Annotated in this window: 19 protein-coding genes and 1 pseudogene; 17 read left to right on the forward strand and 3 right to left on the reverse strand. The window is 63.8% G+C overall.

Going from position 1 to position 22,492, the window contains the following annotated elements; genetic code table 11:
• From DFP89_RS17255 to DFP89_RS17295, 10 genes and pseudogenes are all read left to right on the forward strand, one after another.
• Positions 1-411 (forward strand): annotated as a pseudogene (locus DFP89_RS17255) (hypothetical protein); the annotation flags it as partial.
• Between the two features lie 120 nt (positions 412-531).
• On the forward strand, positions 532-741 hold the full coding sequence (mads1, locus tag DFP89_RS17260) for a methylation-associated defense system helix-turn-helix domain-containing protein MAD1 (RefSeq protein ID WP_101922923.1): 210 nt from the start codon (positions 532-534) through the stop codon (positions 739-741).
• On the forward strand, positions 734-3,799 hold the full coding sequence (locus DFP89_RS17265) for a BPTD_3080 family restriction endonuclease (protein WP_114350623.1): 3,066 nt from the start codon (positions 734-736) through the stop codon (positions 3,797-3,799). Before mads1 ends, DFP89_RS17265 begins: the two co-directional genes overlap by 8 nt.
• Positions 3,796-4,215 carry a hypothetical protein gene (locus tag DFP89_RS17270; RefSeq protein WP_114350624.1) on the forward strand — a complete coding sequence of 140 codons (420 nt, stop codon included), beginning with the start codon at positions 3,796-3,798 and terminating at the stop codon, positions 4,213-4,215. The genes DFP89_RS17265 and DFP89_RS17270 overlap by 4 nt, the downstream gene beginning before the upstream one ends.
• A gap of 4 nt (positions 4,216-4,219) precedes the next feature.
• A complete protein-coding gene (locus DFP89_RS17275) occupies positions 4,220-7,147 on the forward strand; it encodes a site-specific DNA-methyltransferase (protein WP_114350625.1) in 2,928 nt (975 codons plus the stop codon).
• 4 nt (positions 7,148-7,151) lie between these two features.
• A complete protein-coding gene (locus tag DFP89_RS20170) occupies positions 7,152-7,643 on the forward strand; it encodes a GIY-YIG nuclease family protein (RefSeq protein ID WP_147273343.1) in 492 nt (163 codons plus the stop codon).
• Entirely contained in the window at positions 7,640-9,730 is a 2,091-nt protein-coding gene (locus DFP89_RS17280; RefSeq protein WP_114350626.1) for a 3'-5' exonuclease, read from the forward strand. The genes DFP89_RS20170 and DFP89_RS17280 overlap by 4 nt, the downstream gene beginning before the upstream one ends.
• A 410-nt stretch (positions 9,731-10,140) precedes the next feature.
• The gene (locus tag DFP89_RS17285; protein WP_114350627.1) at positions 10,141-11,403 is read left to right on the forward strand and encodes a site-specific DNA-methyltransferase; all 1,263 of its coding nucleotides are present in this window, start codon (positions 10,141-10,143) and stop codon (positions 11,401-11,403) included.
• On the forward strand, positions 11,400-12,728 hold the full coding sequence (locus DFP89_RS17290) for a site-specific DNA-methyltransferase (RefSeq protein WP_114350628.1): 1,329 nt from the start codon (positions 11,400-11,402) through the stop codon (positions 12,726-12,728). Before DFP89_RS17285 ends, DFP89_RS17290 begins: the two co-directional genes overlap by 4 nt.
• Positions 12,729-12,860: 132 nt before the next feature.
• Complete coding sequence (locus DFP89_RS17295) at positions 12,861-14,033, forward strand: hypothetical protein (protein WP_147273344.1); 1,173 nt, start codon at positions 12,861-12,863, stop codon at positions 14,031-14,033.
• 32 nt (positions 14,034-14,065) lie between these two features.
• On the opposite strand, the gene DFP89_RS17300 is transcribed toward DFP89_RS17295, so the two are convergent.
• The 3 genes from DFP89_RS17300 to DFP89_RS17310 form a co-directional block, all read right to left on the reverse strand.
• Complete coding sequence (locus DFP89_RS17300) at positions 14,066-14,629, reverse strand: DUF3489 domain-containing protein (protein ID WP_114350630.1); 564 nt, start codon at positions 14,627-14,629, stop codon at positions 14,066-14,068.
• Positions 14,630-14,724: 95 nt separating this feature from the next.
• A complete protein-coding gene (locus tag DFP89_RS17305; RefSeq protein ID WP_114350631.1) occupies positions 14,725-14,952 on the reverse strand; it encodes a hypothetical protein in 228 nt (75 codons plus the stop codon).
• Positions 14,953-15,063: 111 nt separating this feature from the next.
• Positions 15,064-15,279 carry a hypothetical protein gene (locus DFP89_RS17310; RefSeq protein ID WP_114350632.1) on the reverse strand — a complete coding sequence of 72 codons (216 nt, stop codon included), beginning with the start codon at positions 15,277-15,279 and terminating at the stop codon, positions 15,064-15,066.
• 134 nt (positions 15,280-15,413) lie between these two features.
• Here DFP89_RS17310 and DFP89_RS17315 point away from each other — a divergent pair, with 134 nt between their 5' ends.
• The 7 genes from DFP89_RS17315 to DFP89_RS17345 are packed head-to-tail and all read left to right on the forward strand — an operon-like array spanning position 15,414 to position 22,487.
• Positions 15,414-15,950, forward strand: a complete 537-nt coding sequence (locus DFP89_RS17315; RefSeq protein WP_114350633.1) for a hypothetical protein — start codon at positions 15,414-15,416, stop codon at positions 15,948-15,950.
• Complete coding sequence (locus DFP89_RS17320; protein WP_114350634.1) at positions 15,898-17,949, forward strand: phage terminase large subunit family protein; 2,052 nt, start codon at positions 15,898-15,900, stop codon at positions 17,947-17,949. Before DFP89_RS17315 ends, DFP89_RS17320 begins: the two co-directional genes overlap by 53 nt.
• Positions 17,949-18,161 carry a phage head-tail joining protein gene (locus DFP89_RS17325; RefSeq protein WP_114350635.1) on the forward strand — a complete coding sequence of 71 codons (213 nt, stop codon included), beginning with the start codon at positions 17,949-17,951 and terminating at the stop codon, positions 18,159-18,161. Before DFP89_RS17320 ends, DFP89_RS17325 begins: the two co-directional genes overlap by 1 nt.
• A 2-nt stretch (positions 18,162-18,163) precedes the next feature.
• Positions 18,164-19,669 carry a phage portal protein gene (locus DFP89_RS17330; protein WP_114350636.1) on the forward strand — a complete coding sequence of 502 codons (1,506 nt, stop codon included), beginning with the start codon at positions 18,164-18,166 and terminating at the stop codon, positions 19,667-19,669.
• Positions 19,669-20,991 carry a S49 family peptidase gene (locus tag DFP89_RS17335; RefSeq protein WP_114350637.1) on the forward strand — a complete coding sequence of 441 codons (1,323 nt, stop codon included), beginning with the start codon at positions 19,669-19,671 and terminating at the stop codon, positions 20,989-20,991. The genes DFP89_RS17330 and DFP89_RS17335 overlap by 1 nt, the downstream gene beginning before the upstream one ends.
• A gap of 41 nt (positions 20,992-21,032) precedes the next feature.
• Complete coding sequence (locus DFP89_RS17340) at positions 21,033-21,413, forward strand: head decoration protein (RefSeq protein ID WP_114350638.1); 381 nt, start codon at positions 21,033-21,035, stop codon at positions 21,411-21,413.
• A gap of 48 nt (positions 21,414-21,461) precedes the next feature.
• On the forward strand, positions 21,462-22,487 hold the full coding sequence (locus DFP89_RS17345; RefSeq protein WP_114350639.1) for a major capsid protein: 1,026 nt from the start codon (positions 21,462-21,464) through the stop codon (positions 22,485-22,487).
• The last annotated feature ends 5 nt before the right edge of the window (positions 22,488-22,492 follow it).

Raw genomic sequence — 22,492 nt, forward strand, 5'->3', positions numbered from 1 at the left:
ACCGTCGCCGGAATCCCCGATAGCCTCGGCGGCAAGCGCATGGCAATCCGCGTCGCGGAACTGGCCCGCGCCGGGCTGACGCCCGACTGGATGCCCGGCGCCGTCCCGCGCTGCGTGCCCACCATCGTGAAGCAGAACCAGCACGGCACGCACGCAGGCGCCATCGTCGTCGGGACGGAGCGCATCCGGGTGCGTGGCCCGGGCGCCCGTGCTACATGGAAAACCATCGACATCCTCGCCTGCCCGGTCACCTTCTCTCCCCATCCACAGCAGATCGAAGCCACCCGACGCGGCTATGACGATTGGTGGCAGGCGCTGGGCTGGGTACGCGAGGGGCTGATCGCAGGCGGGATGCTGCGGGAGGTTGAGGTGACGGCGGCAATGCCGAGGGTCCGGCCGTGGCTGAGGTAAGGGGATCGTAGGCTCGAAGAAACTGATTGGCCTGCGCGCAACCTGTAGCAATCATGTCCTAGTAATGTTTGGCAAAGTCTGGCACCCTTCCCCTCATCACATTCGAGAAGGAGCAGGTCCATGACGGACCCCATTCTCACTTTGCCAGAGGTCGCCATTTTGTTGAAGGTTGCAGAGAAGACTGTCTACACGATGGCGCAAACAGGCCAGATCCCGGCGTTCAAGGTTCGGGGCCAATGGCGGTTCAAGCACGACGATATTGATCAGTGGATCGACGAACAGAAGGCGGTGGTGAAGGGGAACGCTGCAAAGGACTCCCCCAATGTCTGAACAGTTCTTCGAAAAGCCGATCCTGAATTCCCCCTACGAATACCCCGGCCGCCATTGGGAACTAGACACAGACGGTCAGCCGACGAACCGCATCATCGAGACCAGGCGCCGCTCAGACCTGATTACGCCGGTCCCCAAAACGAAAAAGCAACGGCAAAGCCAGAAGCAGGGCGCTCTGCTGCTCGGCGCCGATGACGATCTTTCGACCGCAGATCAGGAGTACAACCCCACCCCGATCATCAACGAGGTTCGGGGATATGTCGAAACGTGGCGCAATCTTCCGAACCCTGACCAGTGGCTCGTGACACCGGAAACAGCCCGACTGCTGCAACATTGGCGGCACCACAAATTCGAGGGCGTCCGACCCTTCTTCTGCCAGATCGAAGCCGTCGAAACCGCGATCTGGTTGACCGAGGTCGCGCCGAAGATGGGGCCGCGCGTCGCCAAGTTCTGGGCACACATCAAGGGGGCCAACGAGCAGGCCAATCCCGAACTGATGCGCCTTGCGTTGAAGCTCGCGACCGGGGCGGGCAAGACCACCGTCATGGCGATGCTCATCGCCTGGCAGACAGTCAACGCAGTGCGTCACCCGAACAGCAAGCAGTTCTCCAGCCGGTTCCTGATCGTGTCACCGGGCATTACCATCAGGGACCGCTTGCGTGTCCTGCTGCCGAACGACCCTGAAAGCTACTACCGCTCGCGCGAAATCACACCGCCCGACATGCTGCGCGATATTCAGGCTGCAAAGATCGTGATCACCAACTATCACGCCTTCAAGCTGCGTGAGAAACTTGTCATCGCCAAGGGAACCCGACAGGCGCTCGAGGGCTGGCGCGGCGACAAGGTTCAGACACTGGAGACCGAAGGCGAGATGATCCAGAGGGTCATGGGAGACCTGATGGGCCAGAAGAATATCGTCGTTCTGAACGACGAGGCGCATCACTGCTATCGCGAGCGGGTAAAGGACGCCGTCGGCGAGACTGAGGAAGATCTGAAGGGCGACGAGAAAAGCGAGGCCAAGGAGAACAACGAGGCCGCCCGCATGTGGATTTCCGGTCTCGAAGCGGTCAAGCGGAAGCTCGGGATCAGCCTCGTCTACGACCTGTCGGCAACGCCATTCTTCCTTCGAGGTTCGGGATATATCGAGGGCACCCTTTTTCCCTGGACGATGTCCGACTTCTCTTTGATGGATGCCATCGAATGCGGGATCGTAAAGTTGCCGCGCGTGCCGATCGCCGACAACGTGCCGGGCGGCGACACGCCAAAGTTCCGCAACCTCTGGGACCACATCGGCAAGAAGCTCCCTAAGAAGGGACGTGCGGCAGGCAAGGCGCTTGATCCGTTCAGCCTGCCGGTCGAGCTGTTGACCGCATTGGAAGCCCTCTATGGCCATTACGAAAAGACCTTCCAGCTTTGGCAGGACAAGGGGATCGGCGTTCCACCTGTGTTCATCGTCGTCTGCAACAATACGGCGACGTCGGAACTGATCTACAAGTACATCTCGGGCTTTGATCGGGTCAGCGACGACGGCACCGAGACCACCCTTGAGAATGGCCGCCTTGCCCTGTTCCGGAACTACGACGACTTCGGCAACCGCATGCCGCGGCCGAACACGATCCTGATCGACAGCGCGCAGCTTGAATCCGGCGAGGCGCTCGACAAGGATTTCCGCGAAATGGCGGCCGTCGAAATCGAGCAGTTCAAGCGCGAGATGGTCGAGCGGACGGGCGACATCACCGCAGGCGACAAGATCGACGAATCCACCCTGCTGCGCGAGGTCATGAACACCGTCGGCAAGAAGGGCCGCCTCGGAGAACAGATCCGCTGCGTGGTCTCGGTCTCCATGCTGACCGAAGGGTGGGACGCCAACACAGTCACCCACGTTCTTGGCGTGCGCGCCTTCGGCACGCAGCTCTTGTGCGAACAGGTGATCGGCCGCGCGCTGCGCCGCCAGTCGTACGAGCTGAACGACCAGGGACTCTTCAACGTCGAATATGCCGATGTTCTGGGCATCCCCTTCGACTTCACAGCAAAGCCGGTGATTTCGCCCCCTGCGGCCCCGCGCGAAACTGTCCGCGTCCATGCGGTCAAGCCTGATCGCGACGCGCTGGAAATCACCTTCCCCCGTGTCGAAGGTTATCGGGTAGAATTGCCGGATGAACGGCTCGAAGCCAACTTCGGTCCTGATCACGTTCTGGAACTTACGCCGCAGTTGCTTGGACCTTCGACCACCACGAACCAGGGCATCATCGGCGAGGGTGTAGACCTGACGCTGGAGCATCTGGACGACATGCGCTCGTCCACAATCCTGTTCCACCTGGCGCGGCATCTTCTCTACACCAAGTACCGCGACCCCGGCGAGGAACCGAAGCTGCATCTCTTCGGTCAGCTGAAACGCATCACCCGCCAGTGGCTGGACGGCGGCTATCTCAAATGTTCGGGCGGTACGTATCCGGCACAGCTGGTCTACAAGGAAATAGCCGACATGGCGGCCGAACGGATCAAGGCGGCCATTACAGAAACACTTAAGGGCGAGAACCAGATCAAGGCAATCCTCGACGCCTACAATCCCACCGGCACCACCGCCTTCGTCAATTTCACCACCTCCAAGGCCCTGCGCTGGCAGACCTCGCCGACCAAGTCCCACGTCAACTGGGTCGTCTGCGACAGCGACTGGGAGGCCGAGTTCGCCCGCGTGGCCGAGGCCCACCCCCGCGTGCGTGCTTACGTCAAGAACCAGGGGCTGGGGCTGGAGGTGCCCTACCTCTCCGGCTCCACCCCGCGCAAATACCTGCCCGACTTCATCGTGCAGGTCGACGATGGCAAGCCCGACCCGCTGAACCTGATCGTCGAGATCAAGGGCTACCGTGGCGAGGATGCCAAGGACAAGGCCAACACCATGCGCGCCTACTGGGTGCCGGGCGTCAACAACCTCGGCAAGTTCGGGCGCTGGGAGTTTGCCGAGTTCACTGCGGTTTACGAGATGGAGGAGGAGTTCGACAAACTGCTCGAAACCCTCGGCGCGGGCCCGGCACGTCAGGGAGACCTGATCGAATGAACTTCCATGACGCCCGCGAGATCCTCAATCATTGGTCTTCCTTCTTCGACCCGAGTGTTGCGGAAGCATCATCCAACAAGCGGCTCGAGCCCGCACCGCGAAGCGAAGCCGCTCGCAAAGCCTGGTGGTACGAAAGCGACCGCGTCATCGATTGGCGCAGTCCCCGCTGCTCCGCCTACCTCGTCGCATACCTCCAGATCGCAAATGGACCGATACCACTGACCGGCATTCCACTGGACGACGGCTTCATCCACCCGGATCGCTCCGTCATGCAGGCCCTCGATCATGCTGGATGCGTTCGCATGGACGACGGCATGTTTCACCTGACGGATAAGGGCGAGGCACTGGTAACCCCCTGGCTTCAGATCGACCGCGCGACCGGCTTTTCAGTAACTGTCCAAAGAAGAAGAGGCTGACCCCATGGCCAAGAAACCCATCGAGGTCGAAACCCTCACCCACGACGCCACGCGCAAGAATATCCCGACGGCCGAGTTCGAAAGCCTGATGCGCGATCAGGACAAGTCGCCGATCCAGCTCGCCTACGAACGCCGCAACCGCGATCTGGACCCGCAGCTTGTCTGGCGCGGCAAGGATGAACAGGACTGGTCCGACCTGATCGTTCAGGCCCCGCCGCTGTACATTCAGGAAAAGGTCCACCCCAAGGTCATCATCGACGACCTGAAGCGTGAAAGCGCCAACCGGGCGAAGGCGGCCAAAGACGCCCCGCAGTTCGACATGTTCGCCGATTTCAACGGCCTGCCCGATGCCGAGGCCGCGACCGAGTTCTACCAGCACGATCAGCACTGGTCGAACCGGATGATCTCGGGCGACAGTCTGTCGGTGATGGCCTCGCTGGCCGAGCGTGAGGGGCTGCGTGGTCAGGTCCAGTGCATCTATTTCGACCCGCCCTATGGCATCAAGTTCAACTCGAACTTCCAGTGGTCCACCACCAGCCGCGACGTGAAGGATGGCGACCGCACCCATGTTACGCGCGAACCCGAACAGGTCCGCGCCTTTCGCGACACCTGGAAGGACGGCATCCATTCCTACCTGACCTACCTGCGCGACCGGCTGACCGTGGCGCGGGATCTGCTGAGCGACAGCGGCAGCATCTTCGTGCAGATCGGCGACGAGAACGTCCACCGCGTGCGGGCGCTGATGGATGAGGTGTTTGGGGATGAGAATTTTGTCTCGCAGATCGGATTCGCGAAAACATCCGGCTCGACAGACGACTATCTAGGCCAAACCACTGACTTCCTTCTCTGGTATGCCAGATTAAAACCACGGGTTAAGTATCGGCCTGTCTTGAAACTGAAGAAAGCAGGCGAAGCGGGGGGGACGAACTACAACAAGGCGGTCAACTTGTATCGCGAAACGCAATCGTTCAGCGCTGAGCGTGACGAGCACATACTGAGCTCGCCTGACGAATGGCGAGTATATTCGCTCGATAATTTGACCTCGCAAAGTGCGGGTAGAGAGAAAGGCGAAGGTGCGGCATCTTGGTTTCCTGTTGACATCGACGGCAGAACCCTTCGGCCTTCAATGAGCGTCCGATGGAAAACCAATGAAACTGGCATGCAGCGCCTAAAGATTGCCGGACGTCTGGAAGCCACTCAGGCCAGGTTAGGATACGTTCGCTTTCTTGATGACTTCCCCGCTCTGGCAATAACGAACCGTTGGGATGACGTCTCGGCCAGCTTTATGGCTTCCAAGATCTATGTTGTTCAGACCTCTGCAACTGTCGTTCAGCGCTGCATCCTTATGACCACCGACCCAGGCGATCTGGTGCTCGATCCTACATGTGGATCCGGCACAACGGCTTATGTCGCCGAACAATGGGGGCGGCGCTGGATTACAATCGACACGTCCCGCGTCGCCGTGGCGCTCGCTAGGACGCGACTTATGGGTGCGCGCTACCCCTATTACCTCCTTGCCGATAGCCCCGAAGGTCAGGAGAAGGAAGGCGAGATCACCCGCACACCACCTAAGACCGCACCGACCTTCCGCAGTATCCGCCAAGGATTCGTTTACCAGCGCGTGCCTCACATAATGCTGAGCAACATCGCATCTAACGCCGAGATCGACGTGATCTGGGATAGGATGCAGCCTGTGGTCGAGGATGCCATCGCCGCCCTGAACGCGGCCCTTGCAGGCCACCCCACCCCCTTCAAGGTGGAAACCGGCGGCCGCGCGGGCGCGAAGATCGACTTCACTGCAAGTGGTGAGGTCAAGCTCCCCTCCGGCGAGATGGCCCCCGCGAACGGCCTGATGGAATGGGAAATCCCGCGCGAGGCCCCCCAAGGCTGGCCCGCCCCCGCGCAAGCCGCCCTGAAACGCTTCTGGGAGGCGCGGATCAGTCGCCAGCGCGAAATCGACGCCAGCATCGCGGCGAAGGCCGAGTTCGAATACCTCTACGACAAACCCTTCACCGACAACACCAAGGTCCGCGTCGCAGGCCCCTTTACCGTGGAAAGCCTGTCACCCCACCGCACCCTTGCCGTCGATTGGGACGACGAGCTGATCGACACACACGAGGCCGCCGAGGGCAAGCGCAAGGCCACCGAGGCCCCGCGCGACTTTACCGATTTCGCCCACATGATCCTAGAAAACCTGAAAGCCGCAGGCGTGCAGCAGGCGCACAAGGAGGACCGGATCACCTTCACCAGCCTGAAGGGCTGGCCCGGAAACTGGATCGCGGCCGAGGGCACCTTCATGGAAGGCGACACCCAGCGCCGCGCGGGCGTGTTCATCGGGCCGGAGTTCGGCACCGTCAGCCGCCCCGACCTGGTCGCCGCCGCGCGCGAAGCAGGCGACGCCGGTTTCGACGTGCTGATCGCCTGCGCCTTCAACTACGACGCCCATAGCTCCGAGTTCGACAAACTGGGCCGCATCCGCGTGCTGAAGGCCCGGATGAACCCCGACCTGCACATGGGCGGCGATCTGAAATCCACCGGCGCGGGCAACCTGTTCGTGATCTTCGGCGAACCCGACATCCGGATCACCGATGTTAGGGATGGAATGGTGCAGGTCCAGGTCTTCGGAGTGGATGTGTTCAAGCCCCAGACCGGCGAGGTGCAAAGCGAAGGCACCGACGGCATCGCCCTGTGGATGCTGGACACCGACTACAACGAAGAATCCTTCTTCGTCCGCCACGCCTATTTCCTCGGCGCCAACGACCCCTACAAGGCGCTGAAGACCACACTGAAGGCCGAGATCGACGAGGAGGCTTGGGAGAGCCTGTATTCCGACACGTCGCGCCCGTTCCCGCGGCCGAAGTCGGGGCGGATCGCGGTGAAGGTTATCAACCACCTTGGCGACGAGGTGATGAAGGTGTTTGCGGTGGAGTGACTGAATGCTGATAAGAAACTACGGACTCTTTTGGGTCAGAGACGATGTAGACTGGGGCGGTCGTGGCCGGGGAAACGGTGGACAGCTATTGGGTTGGACTGGTCGCAGGGGAGCAGCGTCTGTTGATTTTCGACAGCAGCGGGGGATTTACGTCCTCTATGACGATAACTTCAAGATTGTCTATATCGGACAAACAGGGGCAGGCAACCAAAGGCTCTTAGTAAGACTAAGGAATCATAGATTCGATCACCTTGCGCAGAGATGGAGCCGGTTTTCATGGTTCGGCATTTCAGCCGTTGCTGGTGGTCAACTCGACTTTAATGCAGCAGTTCGCCCCCCGGCTCTCAACGAAATTCTGAACCATATAGAGGCGATTCTTATTGCATCGGCTGAACCCCCTTTAAATCTTCAGCGGGGCCGGTTTGGGGAGGAAGTCGAAAGGTATATCCAGTTTGTCGACGATGATGACGACGGCATTGACGACGAGGACCAATGAACTTCCGGATCGCCGATACATTCACCGACAGCCTCGGCCGCTTGACTGCCCAGGAGCAGAAAGCTGTCAAGACGACTGCTTTTGACCTGCAGATAAACCCATCGGCTCCTGGCCTGTCATTCCACAAACTGGATCGCGCCAAAGACACGAATTTCTGGTCGGTGCGGGTGAATGCCGACATCCGGATCATCGTCCATCGCACGGCGGCCAGCATCCTACTGGTCTATGCCGATCACCACGACGATGCCTACAAATGGGCCGAACGCCGCAAGATTGAACGCCACCCGACGACGGGCGCCATGCAGCTTGTCGAGGTGCGCGAGCGGGTTGAAGAGGTGGAAATCTTCAAGCCCAAAGAGGTGGCCGCTACACCGGCGCCTGTCACAAAGCCCGCGGCCCGCCTTTTCGACAATCTACGCAAGTTCGAACTGATGGCCTTTGGCGTGCCCGAGGAATGGGTGAATGACGTCCGGGCGGCCACCGAGGACACATTGTTCGACATCATCGAGCACTTGCCGCAAGAGGCGCAGGAAGCTCTGCTGAAACTGGCTGTGGGCGAGAAACCGCAACCGCCCGAACCTGCTCCGGTCGAAGCCGATCCGTTTGCTCACCCGGACGCCCAGCGCCGCTTCCGCGTTCTGGCCAACGCAGAAGAACTGAAGCAGGCGCTCGACTATCCGTGGGACAAGTGGGCGGTCTTTCTGCATCCGGCCCAGGCTGACCTTGTCGAGCGATCCTTCTCCGGTCCGACCCGGGTTTCGGGTTCGGCCGGGACAGGAAAAACCATCGTGGCGCTGCATCGTGCGGTCCATCTTGCCCGCGCCAATCCTTCTGCCAAGGTCTTGCTGACGACGTTCTCCAAGCCGCTGGCGAATGCCCTGCGCAGCAAGTTGGCCAGCCTCGTGGGCAATGAGCCCTTGGTTTCGGCGCGGATTGTCGTGAAGGCGGTCTCGGCAGTTGGGTATGACCTGCACACCGAACGTTTCGGGCAGCCTCAGATCGCCCCTGCAGCGCTGCTGGACTTGCTGATCACAAAGGCAGCGGCCGAAGTCGAAGGGCACCGGTTCTCCAAGCAGTTCCTGATGGGAGAGTGGGCCGACGTCGTGGACGCTTGGCAACTTCGGTCCTGGGAAGATTACCGTGACGTCTCACGGCTGGGCAGGAAGACCCGGATCGGCGGAAAGCAGCGCGAAACCCTGTGGACCATCTTTGAGCGCGTCCGTGCTGGGCTGCGGGAACGTGGTGTTGTGACATGGTCGGACGTCTTTGGCCGTCTGGCAGACAGTTTCGGCCAAGGCAGCACACGCCCCTACGACTTCGCCGTGATCGACGAAGCGCAGGACCTCGGTGTGACCGAGGCGCGGTTCTTCGCCGCCATGGCAGCAGGGCGAAGTGACGGTCTCTTCTTCGCCGGGGATCTTGGCCAGCGCATCTTTCAACAGCCCTTCTCTTGGAAGGCGCTTGGCCTTGATGTCCGCGGCCGCTCTTTCACGCTGCGCATCAATTACCGCACATCGCACCAGATCCGCACACATGCCGATCGGCTACTGCCGTCAACTGTTTCGGATGTCGACGGAAACACGGAAGGGCGGCGCGGCACGGTTTCCATGTTCGATGGGCCTCCGCCCATGGTCTTGGCCTGCAACGATGATGATCATGAATGCCGCTCGGTTGCAGGCTGGATCACTGATCGGCTGAAAGAGGGCTGCGCGCCGCGGGAGGTTGGTGTCTTCGTCCGGTCGGATGCAGAACTGAAACGTGCGCGTTTTGCCGTGAAAGCCGCGGGTGTTCGTGCGGTCGAATTGAGTGAAAAAGTCGAAGTGGAGGACGGGGCAGTCGCCATCAGTACAATGCACTTCGCCAAGGGGCTGGAGTTCCGGTCAGTGGTGGTCATGGCCTGCGACGACGAGGTGATCCCGCAATCAGAGCGGATCGAGTCAGTGGCTGACGACGCGGACCTCGAGGAAGTCTACAACACGGAACGGCACCTGCTCTATGTCGCCTGCACAAGGGCGAGGGATCACCTGCTGGTGACCGGCGTCACTCCCGTATCGGAGTTCGTCGACGACTTCCTCAAGGGCAACTGACCGACGAGGTGGGTGCCCCCCTCCTCTGGTTCCTCCCCGGCCCCAAACGTATGCGGGGGGGCGCAGCGCGGCGGTTCGCTAGCGTGAGGCGTTTTCACCGGGGAAGCCAGGCGGAAGCCACCTTGCGCGCTGACGCCGGAAATCTTGAGTCAGATCAGCGGCTTGCGGAATCACGATCTGGCTAGGGTGGATTCCCGGCGGGAATCCAGGGAAGCCACCTTCGGGTAAGCCAGGTGGCCAGAAGCCACCACAGAAAGCCAATTCGTCTGAAGCCGTTGAATCCGCTTCACTTTTCGGCTTGACAGACCTGCCCCCATTGACCTACCCCTTGATCATCGAAGAATTGTGCCCGGAGGAACCCCCTCGCGGGCCTTTTCATTTCCCCTCCCCCACATCCCGAGCCCCATCCCATGGACCTCGTCTTCGCGCCGAGCCAGATTGAAACTTGGCCGATTGCCCGGCTACGCCCCTATGCCCGCAATGCCAAGATGCATGGCGACGACCAAGTGGCGAAGATCGCCGCCAGTATGGCCAAGTTCGGCTGGACCGTGCCCTGCATGGTGGCCGACGATGGCGACCTGATCGCGGGCCATGGCCGGGTGCTGGCGGCCACCATGCTCGGGCTGACCGAGGTGCCGGTGATCCGGCTCAGCCATCTCGATGAGGCGGAACGCCGGGCCTACCGGATCGCCGACAACAAGCTGACGGAACTGGGCGAATGGGACGAGGCCCTGCTACGCGACGAGATCACGGGGCTTTTGGCCGAGGACTTCGACCTGACCCTGCTCGGCATCAGCGACGATGACCTCGACGCGTTGTTGCGGGATCCGGAGGCGCTGGGCGAGGATGGCCCGGTCGAGGGCGAGGACGATGTGCCCGAATTGCCGGTCACGCCGGTGTCGGTGCCGGGCGACCTTTGGCAGCTCGGGGCGCACCGGCTGATCTGCGGCGATAGCACCTCGGCCGATGTGGTCGGGCGGCTCTTGGGTGATGTGCGCCCGCTGCTGATGGTGACCGACCCACCCTATGGGGTGGAATATGACCCCTCCTGGCGTAATGCAGCCGGGGCCGCGAAGACCAAGCGCACCGGTAAGGTGCTGAACGACGACCGGGCCGACTGGCGCGAGGCTTGGGCGCTGTTTCCCGGCGACGTCGCCTATGTCTGGCACGGCGCGCTGCATGCCGCGACGGTGGCCGAGAGCCTGGTGGCCGCGAGTTTCGCCATCCGGTCGCAGATCATCTGGGCCAAGGACCGGCTGGTCCTCAGCCGCGGCGATTACCACTGGCAGCACGAACCCTGCTGGTATGCCGTCCGCGCCAAGGGCAAGGGTCACTGGGCCGGAGACCGCAAGCAGACCACCCTCTGGCAGATCTCCAACCGGGATCAGGATGCCGACACCGTGCACGGCACCCAGAAGCCGGTCGAGTGCATGCGCCGCCCGATCCTGAACAATTCCAGCCCCGGCCAGGCAGTCTACGAGCCCTTCATGGGTTCCGGCACCACGCTGATCGCGGCCGAAACCACGGGTCGGGTCTGCCTGGGCGTGGAACTGAACCCGGCCTATGTCGATGTGGCCATCGAGCGCTGGCAGTCATTCACCGGCCAAGAGGCGGTGCTGGCGGAGACCGGTGAAACTTTCAACGCCCTCAAGGCAAAGCGGAGCGCAGCATGAACGCGCCCCTCCTGCCGGGCCGGATCGAGCATTGGTCGCTGGCCCGGCTCCGGCCGTACGCCCGGAATGCCAAGACCCACGACGCTGACCAGGTGGCGAAGATCGCCGCCAGCATGGCCGAGTTCGGCTGGACCGTGCCGGTGCTGGTCGCAGCCGATGGCGAGCTGATCGCGGGCCATGGCCGCATCCTGGCCGCGGCCCGGCTGGGTCTGTCCGAGGCGCCGGTCATCGTGTTGCGCCACCTGACCGAGGCGCAGCGCCGGGCCTATCGGATCGCCGACAACAAACTGACCGAACTGGGCGGGTGGGACGAGGCGCTGCTGCTCGAGGAACTGCGGGGGCTGATGGCCGAGGATTTCGACCTCGGGCTGATCGGGATCCCAGAAGGCGAACTGGACGCGCTGCTGCACGATGCCGACGACCGCGCGCCAATCGACGATGACGCGGCCGATGCAATCCCGGACGCCCCGGCCGAGCCGATCACGCAGGCAGGCGACATCTGGGCGCTGGGCGATCACCGGCTGATCTGCGGCGATGCCACCGACCCGGCCGTCGTGGCGCGACTGATGGACGGTACGCAAGCCTCGCTGCTGTTCACCTCCCCACCCTACGCCCAGCAGCGCGACTATGGCGCGGCGAAGGAGAAGGTCGGCGATTGGGATGCGCTGATGCAAGGCGTCTTCGCCGCGGCTCCCGTCACCGCCGATGCCCAGCTGCTGGTGAACCTCGGCCTCGTCCATCGCGATGGCGAGTGGATCCCTTATTGGGAGAGCTGGGTTGACTGGATGCGCATGCAGGGCTGGCGGCGCTTCGGCTGGTATGTCTGGGACCAGGGACCCGGCCTGCCCGGCGACTGGAACGGCCGCCTCGCGCCCTCGCACGAGTTCGTCTTCCACTTCAACCGCCAACCCCGGAGGCCGAACAAGACGGTCGAGAGCAAGCACGCAGGCGAAACCCTCGGCGGCGGCGGGCTGCGCGGGGCGGACGGCACGGTCCATCGCAAGACCGGCTACGGCAACGCAATCCAGAGCCACCGCATCCCCGACAGCGTCTTCCGCATCATGCGCCACAAGGGCGGGCTGGGTGCCGCCGGATCGCACCCGGCCGTCTTCCCGGTGGCGCTGGTCGAGGCTGTGCTGGAAGCCTTCACCGATCCCGGCGACCCGGTGTTCGAGCCCTTCTGCGGCTCTGGAACCCAGCTGATCGCGGCGGAACGCACCGCGCGGCGCTGCTGCGCGGTGGAACTTGACCCGATCTACTGCGACGTCGCGGTGCGGCGGTGGGAGTTGGCTACGAATAGACAGGCCATCCTCACACGGAGATGAAGCTCTTGGACACGACAGCAATGTCAGCAATGCTTTGGATCGACTCGAAACCCGGATTGACGAGCCATGATACGCCGACCTAATCCTCGGTCGAAGATGCGGTAGTATCCCGAACACAGACGAGGAACCCAAGTGCACCGGAACGATTTGTCAGTCTGCAAGGTCATGTTGAATGCAGACCTCTTCAGGGAACAGTACCCCCAGTATCCCCTCGCAAATCTCCGACTGCCGCGCGATAGCCTCGGGATCCCGACCGACTACAGCGAAACTTCAGAAAAACTGTGCCACATCGTATCTGAGACATTCCGAAAGGCAATTGCGCAACGTACGAAGGGCTTGCACGACCTCGGCCACGCCGTCGAGGAAACGCTAACGCTCCAGACAAACGATACACTCAGGGTCAATTACGCAGAAATCTACGCGATGATCCAGACGGCCAGAGCACTCTCGGACGACGAGCTTCAAACCGAAATAACCACCGGCTTGATGAGATTGGCGGCGGAGCAACCAGCCGCACCAATATTTATGTCACTGTGCAAATCCATCTACGTCTTCTGGAATTATCCTGCGCTGCAAAAGGGTTTCAGTGCGGAAGACTTGGACGCCATCGACATGTTGCAGCGCTACATGAACGGCGCATTATGGGCAGCAGAGCTTCACGGTGGTCTATCCGGCAAGAGTGCCAATGGGCCAGAGCGGCATTCGAGAAAAGAACCGCCGATGACGCGTCGATCGCAAGAAGCCGCGACGAAGCCCCCCGCTCAGGAGGAAGTCACGACCAACATCGGCGTATATGCAAATTTGCTCGAAGTATCGGCGAGACCCGACCCGGTGGAGTATCGCCGCAACCATGGCGCTAAGGGTCTAAAGAACAGCGCCGGTATTCCTCTGGCGTTTGAAGATCAGGCCGAAGCGGTGGGACGAATTATCGCCTCGGCCTATGAAGAAAAGTACGATCAGATCAAGGCCGAGATGCAGTCTCGCGGGATGCAGTTCTCGGCAGTGATTTCGGATGATGCAGGGCGCCCACTCTCGGTCAACTTCGCCGCCGTCGCGGCAGCACCCGTTGTCAGCCAGATCACGGACGAGACCGACCTCGTGCCGTACTGTGTATCTGCCTTGCATTGGCTGCTTGCTTCAGAAGATCACGAATGGGTTTTTAGTCACCTTGTGGAAGCAACTGGGGCCTTTTTCCGTTCAGAGATGCTTCGAAAGCAGCTCGTCAAGGGGTACGCCGACGACTTCGATGACTTGCGTGACCTGCTTCGTGAAGCCCTTTACCAGTACATCCACCGGCATGTCTGACGGGTGACAAGCCACCAAAACTGAACAACGATCTAGACGCTAACCCGATACACTGTCCCCCTGCCCTCGACCTTTTCGGCGCTGATGGGCAGGCCAAGCTTCTTCTTGATCGCCCCGGAAATGGCCCCCCTCGCGGTGTGGGCTTGCCAAGACGTCGCCGCCACGATCTCGGCGACCGTCGCGCCCTCGGGGCGCTGCAGCATGTCGATGATCAGCGCCTGCTTGGTGCCAGCGCGGATTGCCGCTGGTTTAGCCGCATCGTCAGGCGTTTGCGCCGGTTCCGGCTTCGGCTTCGCCTTCCGCGCGATGGCGACCGCGCTGGCCACCAGCGGCTCGATCCCGATGACTTCCAGCCCGGCCTCGGTCGCGATCAACGTGGTGCCGTGGCCATCGCCGGTCTCGCGCCACATCGGCTCGCTGCGGCGCAGGTTGGCCTCGACCTCCTCGAGCCAGCCGCGGGCGATCATCTTGCCGACCACCATCTTGGCGGCGGCGCCGACCAGCCCCTCGGGCAGCGGCAGGGCGAGATTCCCCGGCCGGGTCGCTGCGCGGGAGAGGATCAGGCATTGGGTGTCGGACCGAACCACCTCTGTCATGGGGGCCTCCGTGGCTTTGGGCGCGCGGTGTGCGCGCCTTCTACGAAGGCAAGCCCCGTCATCGGACGGGGCGGCCGTCGCGCCGTGTGGGCGCGTCAGGCGGCGTGTTCGCCTTCCTTGAAGGCGCTGTCGGTGATCTGGCGCAGAAGGCCCGCGTAGTGCTTCAGCGTCCCGACGTGCCCCCAATGGATCTCGTCGGGGTGGGTCTCGAAGTGGTCGCCGCTGAGGGCCTTCAGGCGCTCCAGCATGGTGTCGATCTCGGCCTTGGCGGTGATGAAGGCGTCGAGGGCTTTGGAATTGTCGGTGGCGCGGCGGGTGGTCATGGCGGGGCGTCCTTCGGTGAGTTGCATCGTTTCGGTGCCAACACCATCGCTCTGTCGGACGAATGATCGTAGGCAAATCGGAGCAATATCAGTGCTTTCTGATCATTCCGATCAGATCAGCCGCATCTCGGCCAGCGTGCGGCTGGCGGCACTCAGCTGGGCGGTCGGCAGTTCGATCTTCAGGTGCGACAGGACGTCAGAGGCCTCAGCCGGGATCCCGCTCTCGCGCAGCGCCTCCTCGATGACTTCGGCAATGGCGTCCGGGCGGCTCAAGTCAAAGCCCTCGGGAAGGGTGGAATAGTCGATGCGGATGGTGGTAGTGGTCATGGTGAAGCCCTCCTGGGATCGGCGCGATGCAGCCTGTTGATGGACAACAGAATCGCTCCAGAGGCGGAGACAATCAACGGGAATGATTGTCTTTTCCTGTTTATTTTCAATAGTTTGATAGGCATCACGACGCCATGAAAGGCATGAGCGAACGCGAGTATGCAGCCCATTCCGGCCTCTCCCGCGGTGGAGTGCAGAAGGCGCGGAAGAACGGGCGGCTGGTGGTTTTCGACGACGGGTCGATCAACGCCGCAGCCTCGGATGTGCGGCGGGCGGAGATGACGGACCCAGACCAGCAGCGCCGGTCTCTTGGTGGCGACGGGCTGGCGAGCGCCCCCGGTGACACGACGTCCTACATCAAGGCGCGCACGGCGCTCACGGTCTATGCGGCCCAGGAACGCCAGCTGGCGGTCCAGAAGAAGAAGGGCACGCTGGTCGACCGTGCCCGGGCGGAAACGCTGGTGTTCCGTCTGGCGCGGCAGGAACGGGATGTCTGGGTGACCTGGCCCGGACGGGTGGCCGCGCTGATGGCGGCGCAGATCATGGCGGAGGTGGAACGGCAATCCGGGGCATCGGTGACGATCGAGACCGCGATCATGCAGAGGGTGCTGGAAGCCCATGTCCGCGAACAGCTCGACGCCCTCGCCGACCTCCGGGTCTCGCTTGCATGATGAGGAGGACGACAACGACCTGACCACGGGACTCGACCTCGGCTTCGACGGCGCCGAGGACTTGGCTCGCGCCTGGCGGCAGGGGATGCGCCCCGACCCGAACCTGACGGTGTCGGAATGGGCGGATCAGCATCGCTGGCTGTCGTCGCGCGGCGCGGCGGAGCCAGGGCGCTATCGCACCGCCCGCACCCCCTATCTGCGCGAGATCATGGATGCGCTGTCACCTGGCCATCCCGCCCAGCGCATCACCTTCATGAAGGCGGCGCAGGTCGGGGCCACCGAGGCCGGGAACAACTGGATCGGTTTCGTGATCCATCACGCGCCAGGCCCGATGCTGGCGGTGCTGCCATCCTTGGAGCTGGCGAAGCGGACGTCGCGCGGTCGTCTTGACCCCCTGATCGCGGACAGCCCTGCCCTGCGGGAACGGGTGAACCCGGCCCGGTCGCGGGACGCGGGCAACTCGATGCTGTCGAAGGAATTCCCCGGCGGCATCCTCGTGCTGACCGGCGCGAACAGCGCCACCGGCCTGCGGTCGATGCCCGCGCGCTATGTGTTTCTGGACGAGGTCGATGCCTATCCAGCCTCGGCCGACGAGGAAGGCGATCCGGTCACGCTGGCCGAAGCGCGGACCACCACCTTCTCGCACCGGCGCAAGGTGTTCTTGGTCTCGACTCCGACGATCCGGGGGCTGTCCCGGATCGAGCGGGAATTCGAGGCCAGCGACCAGCGGCGCTACTTCGTGCCCTGTCCCCATTGCGGGGCGATGCAGTGGCTGCAATTCGACCGGTTGCGCTGGGCGAAGGGGAAGCCGGAAACGGCAGCCTACCATTGTGAGGGCTGCGAACGCCCCATCGCCGAGCACCACAAGACAGAAATGCTGGCCAAGGGCGAATGGCGGGCGACGGCGGTTTCCAGGGATCCGAAGGCCATCGGCTTCCACCTCTCGGCGCTCTATTCGCCCTTAGGCTGGAAAAGCTGGTCCGACGTTGCGCGGGAATGGCTGGCGGCCCAAGGGTCGGACGAGACACTGCGCGCGGCTCGCAACACGCTTCTGGGCGAGACATGGGTCGAAAGCGGCGACGCGCCGGAATGGCAGCGGCTGGCGGATCGGCGCGAGGCGTGGAAGCCGGGCACTGTGCCGATGGCCGCTCTGTTCCTGACCGCGGGCGCTGACGTCCAGAGGGACCGGATCGAGGTCGACATCTGGGCCTGGGGCCGGGGCTTGGAAAGCTGGCTTGTCGATCACATCGTCATTCCGGGCGGCCCCGACGACCCCGCCGCCTGGGACAAGCTGACCGCCCTCCTCGGCCGGTCATGGCAGCATGCCAACGGCGCGTTCATGACCGTGGCGCGGCTGGGCATCGATACCGGCTACGAGGCTGCGGCGGTCTATGCCTGGTCACGAAAGGTCGGCTTTGAGCAAGTCGCGCCGCTGAAGGGCCTCGAAGGGTTTAACCGGTCGGCCCCCGTTTCTGGCCCGACCTATGTCGATGCCACCATCGGCGGCAGACGCCTCCGCCGCGGCGCGCGGCTCTGGTCGGTGGCGACCGCGACTTTCAAGGCGGAGACCTACCGCTTCCTGCGGATCGAACGGCCGAGTGACGAGGATCGCGCGCTGGGCGTTCTCGATGCGCCGGGGACCGTGCACATCCCAGGCTGGGCGGACACCGAATGGCTGAAGCAGCTGGTAGCGGAGCAGCTAGTCACGATCCGGAACAAGCGCGGCTACGCCCATCAAGAATGGCAGAAGATGCGCGAGCGGAACGAGGCGCTGGACTGCCGGGTATATGCCCGCGCCGCGGCGTGGATCCTTGGCGCCGACCGATGGGACGAAGCCACCTGGCGGCGGCTCGAGGCGCAAGCGGGCGTGGAAACGCCCATGCTGGTGGCCGTGCCCACGGCACCTGAAGCTGCTGCATCGGCCCAGCCCAAGGCCGGAACACTGACCACGCCACGCCGGAAACGGCGTGCCTACACCCCGAACTTCATGAGGGACTGATGGACCTGGAACGTATGCAGGCCCTGCTGACCGCACTGCAGGAAGCCCGCTTCGCCGGGCTGCGCAGCGTCAGCTACGATGGCAAGACCGTGACCTATGGCTCGGACGCAGAACTGGCGATGGCGATCCGGGATCTGGAAGGACGGATTGCGACCGCCTCTGCGACGCCCCGCCGCCGCCGCTGGGGCACGGTCGCGACGAAGGGTCTGTAACCATGGTCCTCGACGCCTTCCGCGCACGGCTCGGGTCCATCATCGGCGGGTTCGATGCGGCGCAATCCCACCGGCGCATGCGCGGGTTCCGCGCCACCCGGGCGCATGTGAACACACTGATCGCCGCCTCGGGCGAGACCATCACCGCCCGGGCGCGCTGGCTGGTCCGGAACAACGGCTACGCGGCAAATGCGGTCGACGCTTTCGCCAACCACGTCGTCGGCGACGGGATCAAGCCCTCGTCGAAAATCGGCGACGCCGCAAAGAAGGAGGAGTTGCAGAAGCTCTGGCTCGCCTGGACGGACGAGGCGGATGCCGAGGGGCTGACCGACTTCTTCGGCCTGCAGCGCCGGGCGGCCCGTGAGGTGTTTCTGGCGGGCGAGGTCTTCCTGCGCATCCGCACCCGGCGGCCGGAAGACGGGCTGACGGTACCGATGCAGCTGCAGATGCTGCCCTCGGAAATGCTGCCCCAGGACCTGACGCACGCGTTGCCGGGTGCCGGATCGATCCGGCAGGGCATCGAGTTCGATGGGATCGGGCGGCGGGTGGCCTACCACTTCCTGCGCCGCCACCCGGGCGACAGTACCGATCCGGGGCTGGCCGGGGAGACGGTGCGCGTACCCGCGTCTGAGGTGATCCACATCCTCGACCCGGTCGAGGCGGGTCAGCTGCGGGGCGTGTCACGCTTCGCGGCTGCCGTGGTGAAGCTCTTCACCCTCGATCTCTACGACGACGCAGAACTGGAGCGGAAAAAGACCGCGGCGATGTTCGCGATGTTCATCACATCGCCTGCCCCGGAAACGGCCCTCGATCCGGCCGACGACGATCTCGAGGTGGAACCCGGCCAGGTGGTGCGGCTGGACCCCGGTGAGGACGTCACCACGCCGTCCACCCCGGACTCGGGCAGCACTTACGAACCCTTCCAGTACCGCACGCTGTTGCAGATCGGCGCCGCGCTGGGCGTCCCCTATGGGTATCTGACCGGTGACACGGCGAAGGGCAACTTCTCGAACACCCGGATCGCCTTGGTCGACTTCCGACGTCGCATCTCGGCCTTCCAGCATTCGGTGATGGTCTATCAGCTCTGCCGCGCCGTCTGGACCCGCTGGATGGACATGGCGGTGCTGGCCGGTGCCATCGACCTGCCGGGCTTTGCCACGGAGCGGCGGCAATACCTCGCCTGCGACTGGCTTCCGACCAAGTGGGACTGGATCGACCCGGCCAAGGATGCTGCGGCGGAAATCCTGCAGATCGAAGCAGGCCTGAAATCCCGCACGCAGGCCATCGCCGAACGCGGCTACGACGCCGAGCAGGTCGACCGCGAAATCGCCGCCGAACGCAAACGCGAGGCCGCACTGGACCTCGACTTCCGGCGGCCGGGGTCACCAGCGAAGGCGGCCGTTGTCAGCAGCGAGGATCAGGGCGGCGAAACCGACCCTGACGAAGAAGACCAGCGAGCGAATGACGAGGGCGAGGAACGGGACACCCGGCCCGCGGAGGAAGGATGATGCACCGCACCCAGATCGCCCAGCGCGTGTTCAATACGCCCCTGATGGTCGATCCCGCCAAGGCGCTGGCCTTCCTGACCGGGCTGGGCCCCCGGATCACCGGGCGGGAAGTCAGCATCGAGGGGCTGGAAATCGCGACCGAAGATCGGGATGCAGCCAGCCTGCCCGCCCGGGCGTCGCTCTTTGGGGACGACCTTACAACCCGTCAGGCACGGAACGGAAGCCAGCCCTTCGCGGTGGTGGACGGGATCGCCGTCATCGAGATCGCGGGCACTCTGGTGCATCGCGGGGCATGGATCGGGCAATCCTCCGGTCTGACCTCCTATGAGGGCATCGCCGCCCAGCTGCAGGCGGCAATCTCCGACCCCGCCATTCGTGGCATTGCCCTCGACATCGACAGCTTCGGCGGCGAAGTCGCGGGTGCCTTCGACCTCGCCGACCGCATCCGGGCCGTGCGTCAGGTCAAACCCGTGCAGGCTTTCGTCGCGGATCACGCGCTGTCCGCAGCCTATGCGCTGGCCTCCCAGGCCGACCGGATCATCCTGCCCCGCACCGGCGCAGTCGGCAGCATCGGTGTCGTGGCCATGCACAGCGACATGAGCGGGGCGCTGGACCAGAAGGGCATCGCAGTGACGCTGATCCACGCAGGCGCCCGCAAGGTCGATGCGAACCCTTACCAGCCCCTGCCCGAGGCAGTCCGCGACCGGATCGCGGGCGAGTTGGAGGACCTGCGGCAGCTCTTCGCCGAAACCGTCGCCGAAGGGCGCGGCCGACGCCTGGACGCCCTACGGGCGCTGGGCACCGAGGCCGCCGTCTTCCGCGGCGAGGCGGCTGTCTTCGCCGGTCTCGCCGACGAAGTGGCCGATCCCGTCACCGCCTTCCGCGCTTTCGCCGCCGCACCCCGCGGCACAACCACCCTCAAATCCAACCCCAAGGGAAAGGGCCCGATGATGACCACTGCCCGAGAAGACCATGCGCAGCCTGCGACCGCGCCTGCTGCCAGCACCCCGCCGGAACCGGCCCCGCCCGCGGCAAGCGCGTCGCCGCAAACCGCGGCGGCCGCCATGTCGCCCGAGGCGATCCGCGCCGAGGCGGCCGAGGTCGCGCAGGTCTGTGCGCAGGCCGCGCGCCTTGGCATCCAGATCGACGCCGCAGACGCGGTCGCCAAGGGCGTGAAGCCGGAAGCGTTGCGCGCCAAGGTCCTGGCCGATCTTGCCGCGCGCAGCGATGCCGCAGGCATCATCGCCACTGCCCCAGCGGCTGGCACGAAGGAAAGCCCCATCGTCGCGGCCGCGAAAAAGTCGGCCGCCGCCTCGCGCTGATCCAGGCGCATCCCATCCCCCAACATCCTGGAGACCGAACCATGCCCGTCCTGACGGAACCGCCCAGCATGGGCGACGTCCTCAAATATGAGGTCAACCCGAACTACACCCGCGAGGTGATCACCCTGCTCGCGGGCATGCCCTATCCCGTGGGCGCCGTCCTCGGCCGCATCACCGCCAGCGGCAAATACAAGCTCACGACCAGCGGCGGCACCGATGGCGCGCAGACTGCCACGGCCGTCCTCCTCTATGCCGTCGATGCGACATTGGCCGATGCCGTGGGCATCGTCGTCGCCCGCGGCCCCGCCATCGTCTCGCGCGCAGCGCTGGCCTACGACGCCACCGTCGATGATGCCGCAAAGATCACCACCAAGATCGGCCAGCTGGCCGCGGTCGGCATCGTCGCCCGCGACGGCGTCTGACGCCGCTCACCCGGCCGCGCCAAACACTTCATCCCCCGGAGCCCCACCATGACCCTCGTCCGCAATCCCTTCGACGCTGGCGGCTATTCGCTGGCAGAGATGACGCAGGCCATCAACATCCTGCCCAACCTCTATACCCGCCTCGCCCAGATCGACCTCTTCCGCTTCGAAGGGGTCAGCCAGCGCTCGGTCATCATCGAGCAGTACGAAGGCGTCCTCAGCCTGCTGCCTTCCGTCCCCCTCGGCGGCCCCGCCACGGTCGGCACCCGCGAGGGCCGGTCCATGCGATCCTTCGCCCTGCCGTGGATCCCGCATGACGACGTGGTCCTGCCTGCCGACATCCAGGGACAGCCCGCGCTGGGCGGCGCGTTCGATGCGGCCGATCCCCTCGTGGAGGTAATGAACCGCAAGCTTCTGCTGATGCGCCGCAAGCATGCCCAGACGCGGGAATACATGGAGATGAACGCGCTCCGCGGCATCGTGAAGGACGGGGCCGGGACGACCCTCTACAACTACTTCACGGAATTCGGCCTGGCGCAAATCTCGGTGGACTTCGTGCTGGGCACCGCAGGCACGAACGTGCAGGGAAAGGTCCGCGAGGTGCTGCGCGCCATCGAGGACAATCTGCTGGGCGAGGCGATGACCAGCGTCCATGCGCTGGTCAGCCGGGAGTTCTTCGACAAGCTGATCGCGCACCCGAAGACGGAAGAGGCTTACAAGTTCTACGCCTCGACCGGCGCCCAGCCCCTGCGCGAGGACGTGCGCCGCAACTTCCCCTTCGGCGGGATCCTCTTCGAGGAATACTCGGGCACGGTGACCCTCTCGACCAAGACCACCGAACGGCTGGTCCCGGCGAACGAGGGGATCGCCTTCCCGCTCGGCACGATGGACACTTTCACCACCTATGGCGGCCCGGCGAACCTGCTGGAAACCGCCAACACCATCGGCCTGCCGCTCTATGCGCGTCAGCATCTCGACGAAAAGGGCCGCTGGATCGACGTCATGACGGAGGCCTCGATCCTGCCGGTCAACAAGCGGCCGCGGCTGGCGATCCGCCTGCATACGTCAAACTGACGGAC

The sequence above is a fragment of the Paracoccus lutimaris genome, assembly GCF_003337565.1.
GTDB classification, from domain to species: domain Bacteria; phylum Pseudomonadota; class Alphaproteobacteria; order Rhodobacterales; family Rhodobacteraceae; genus Paracoccus; species Paracoccus lutimaris.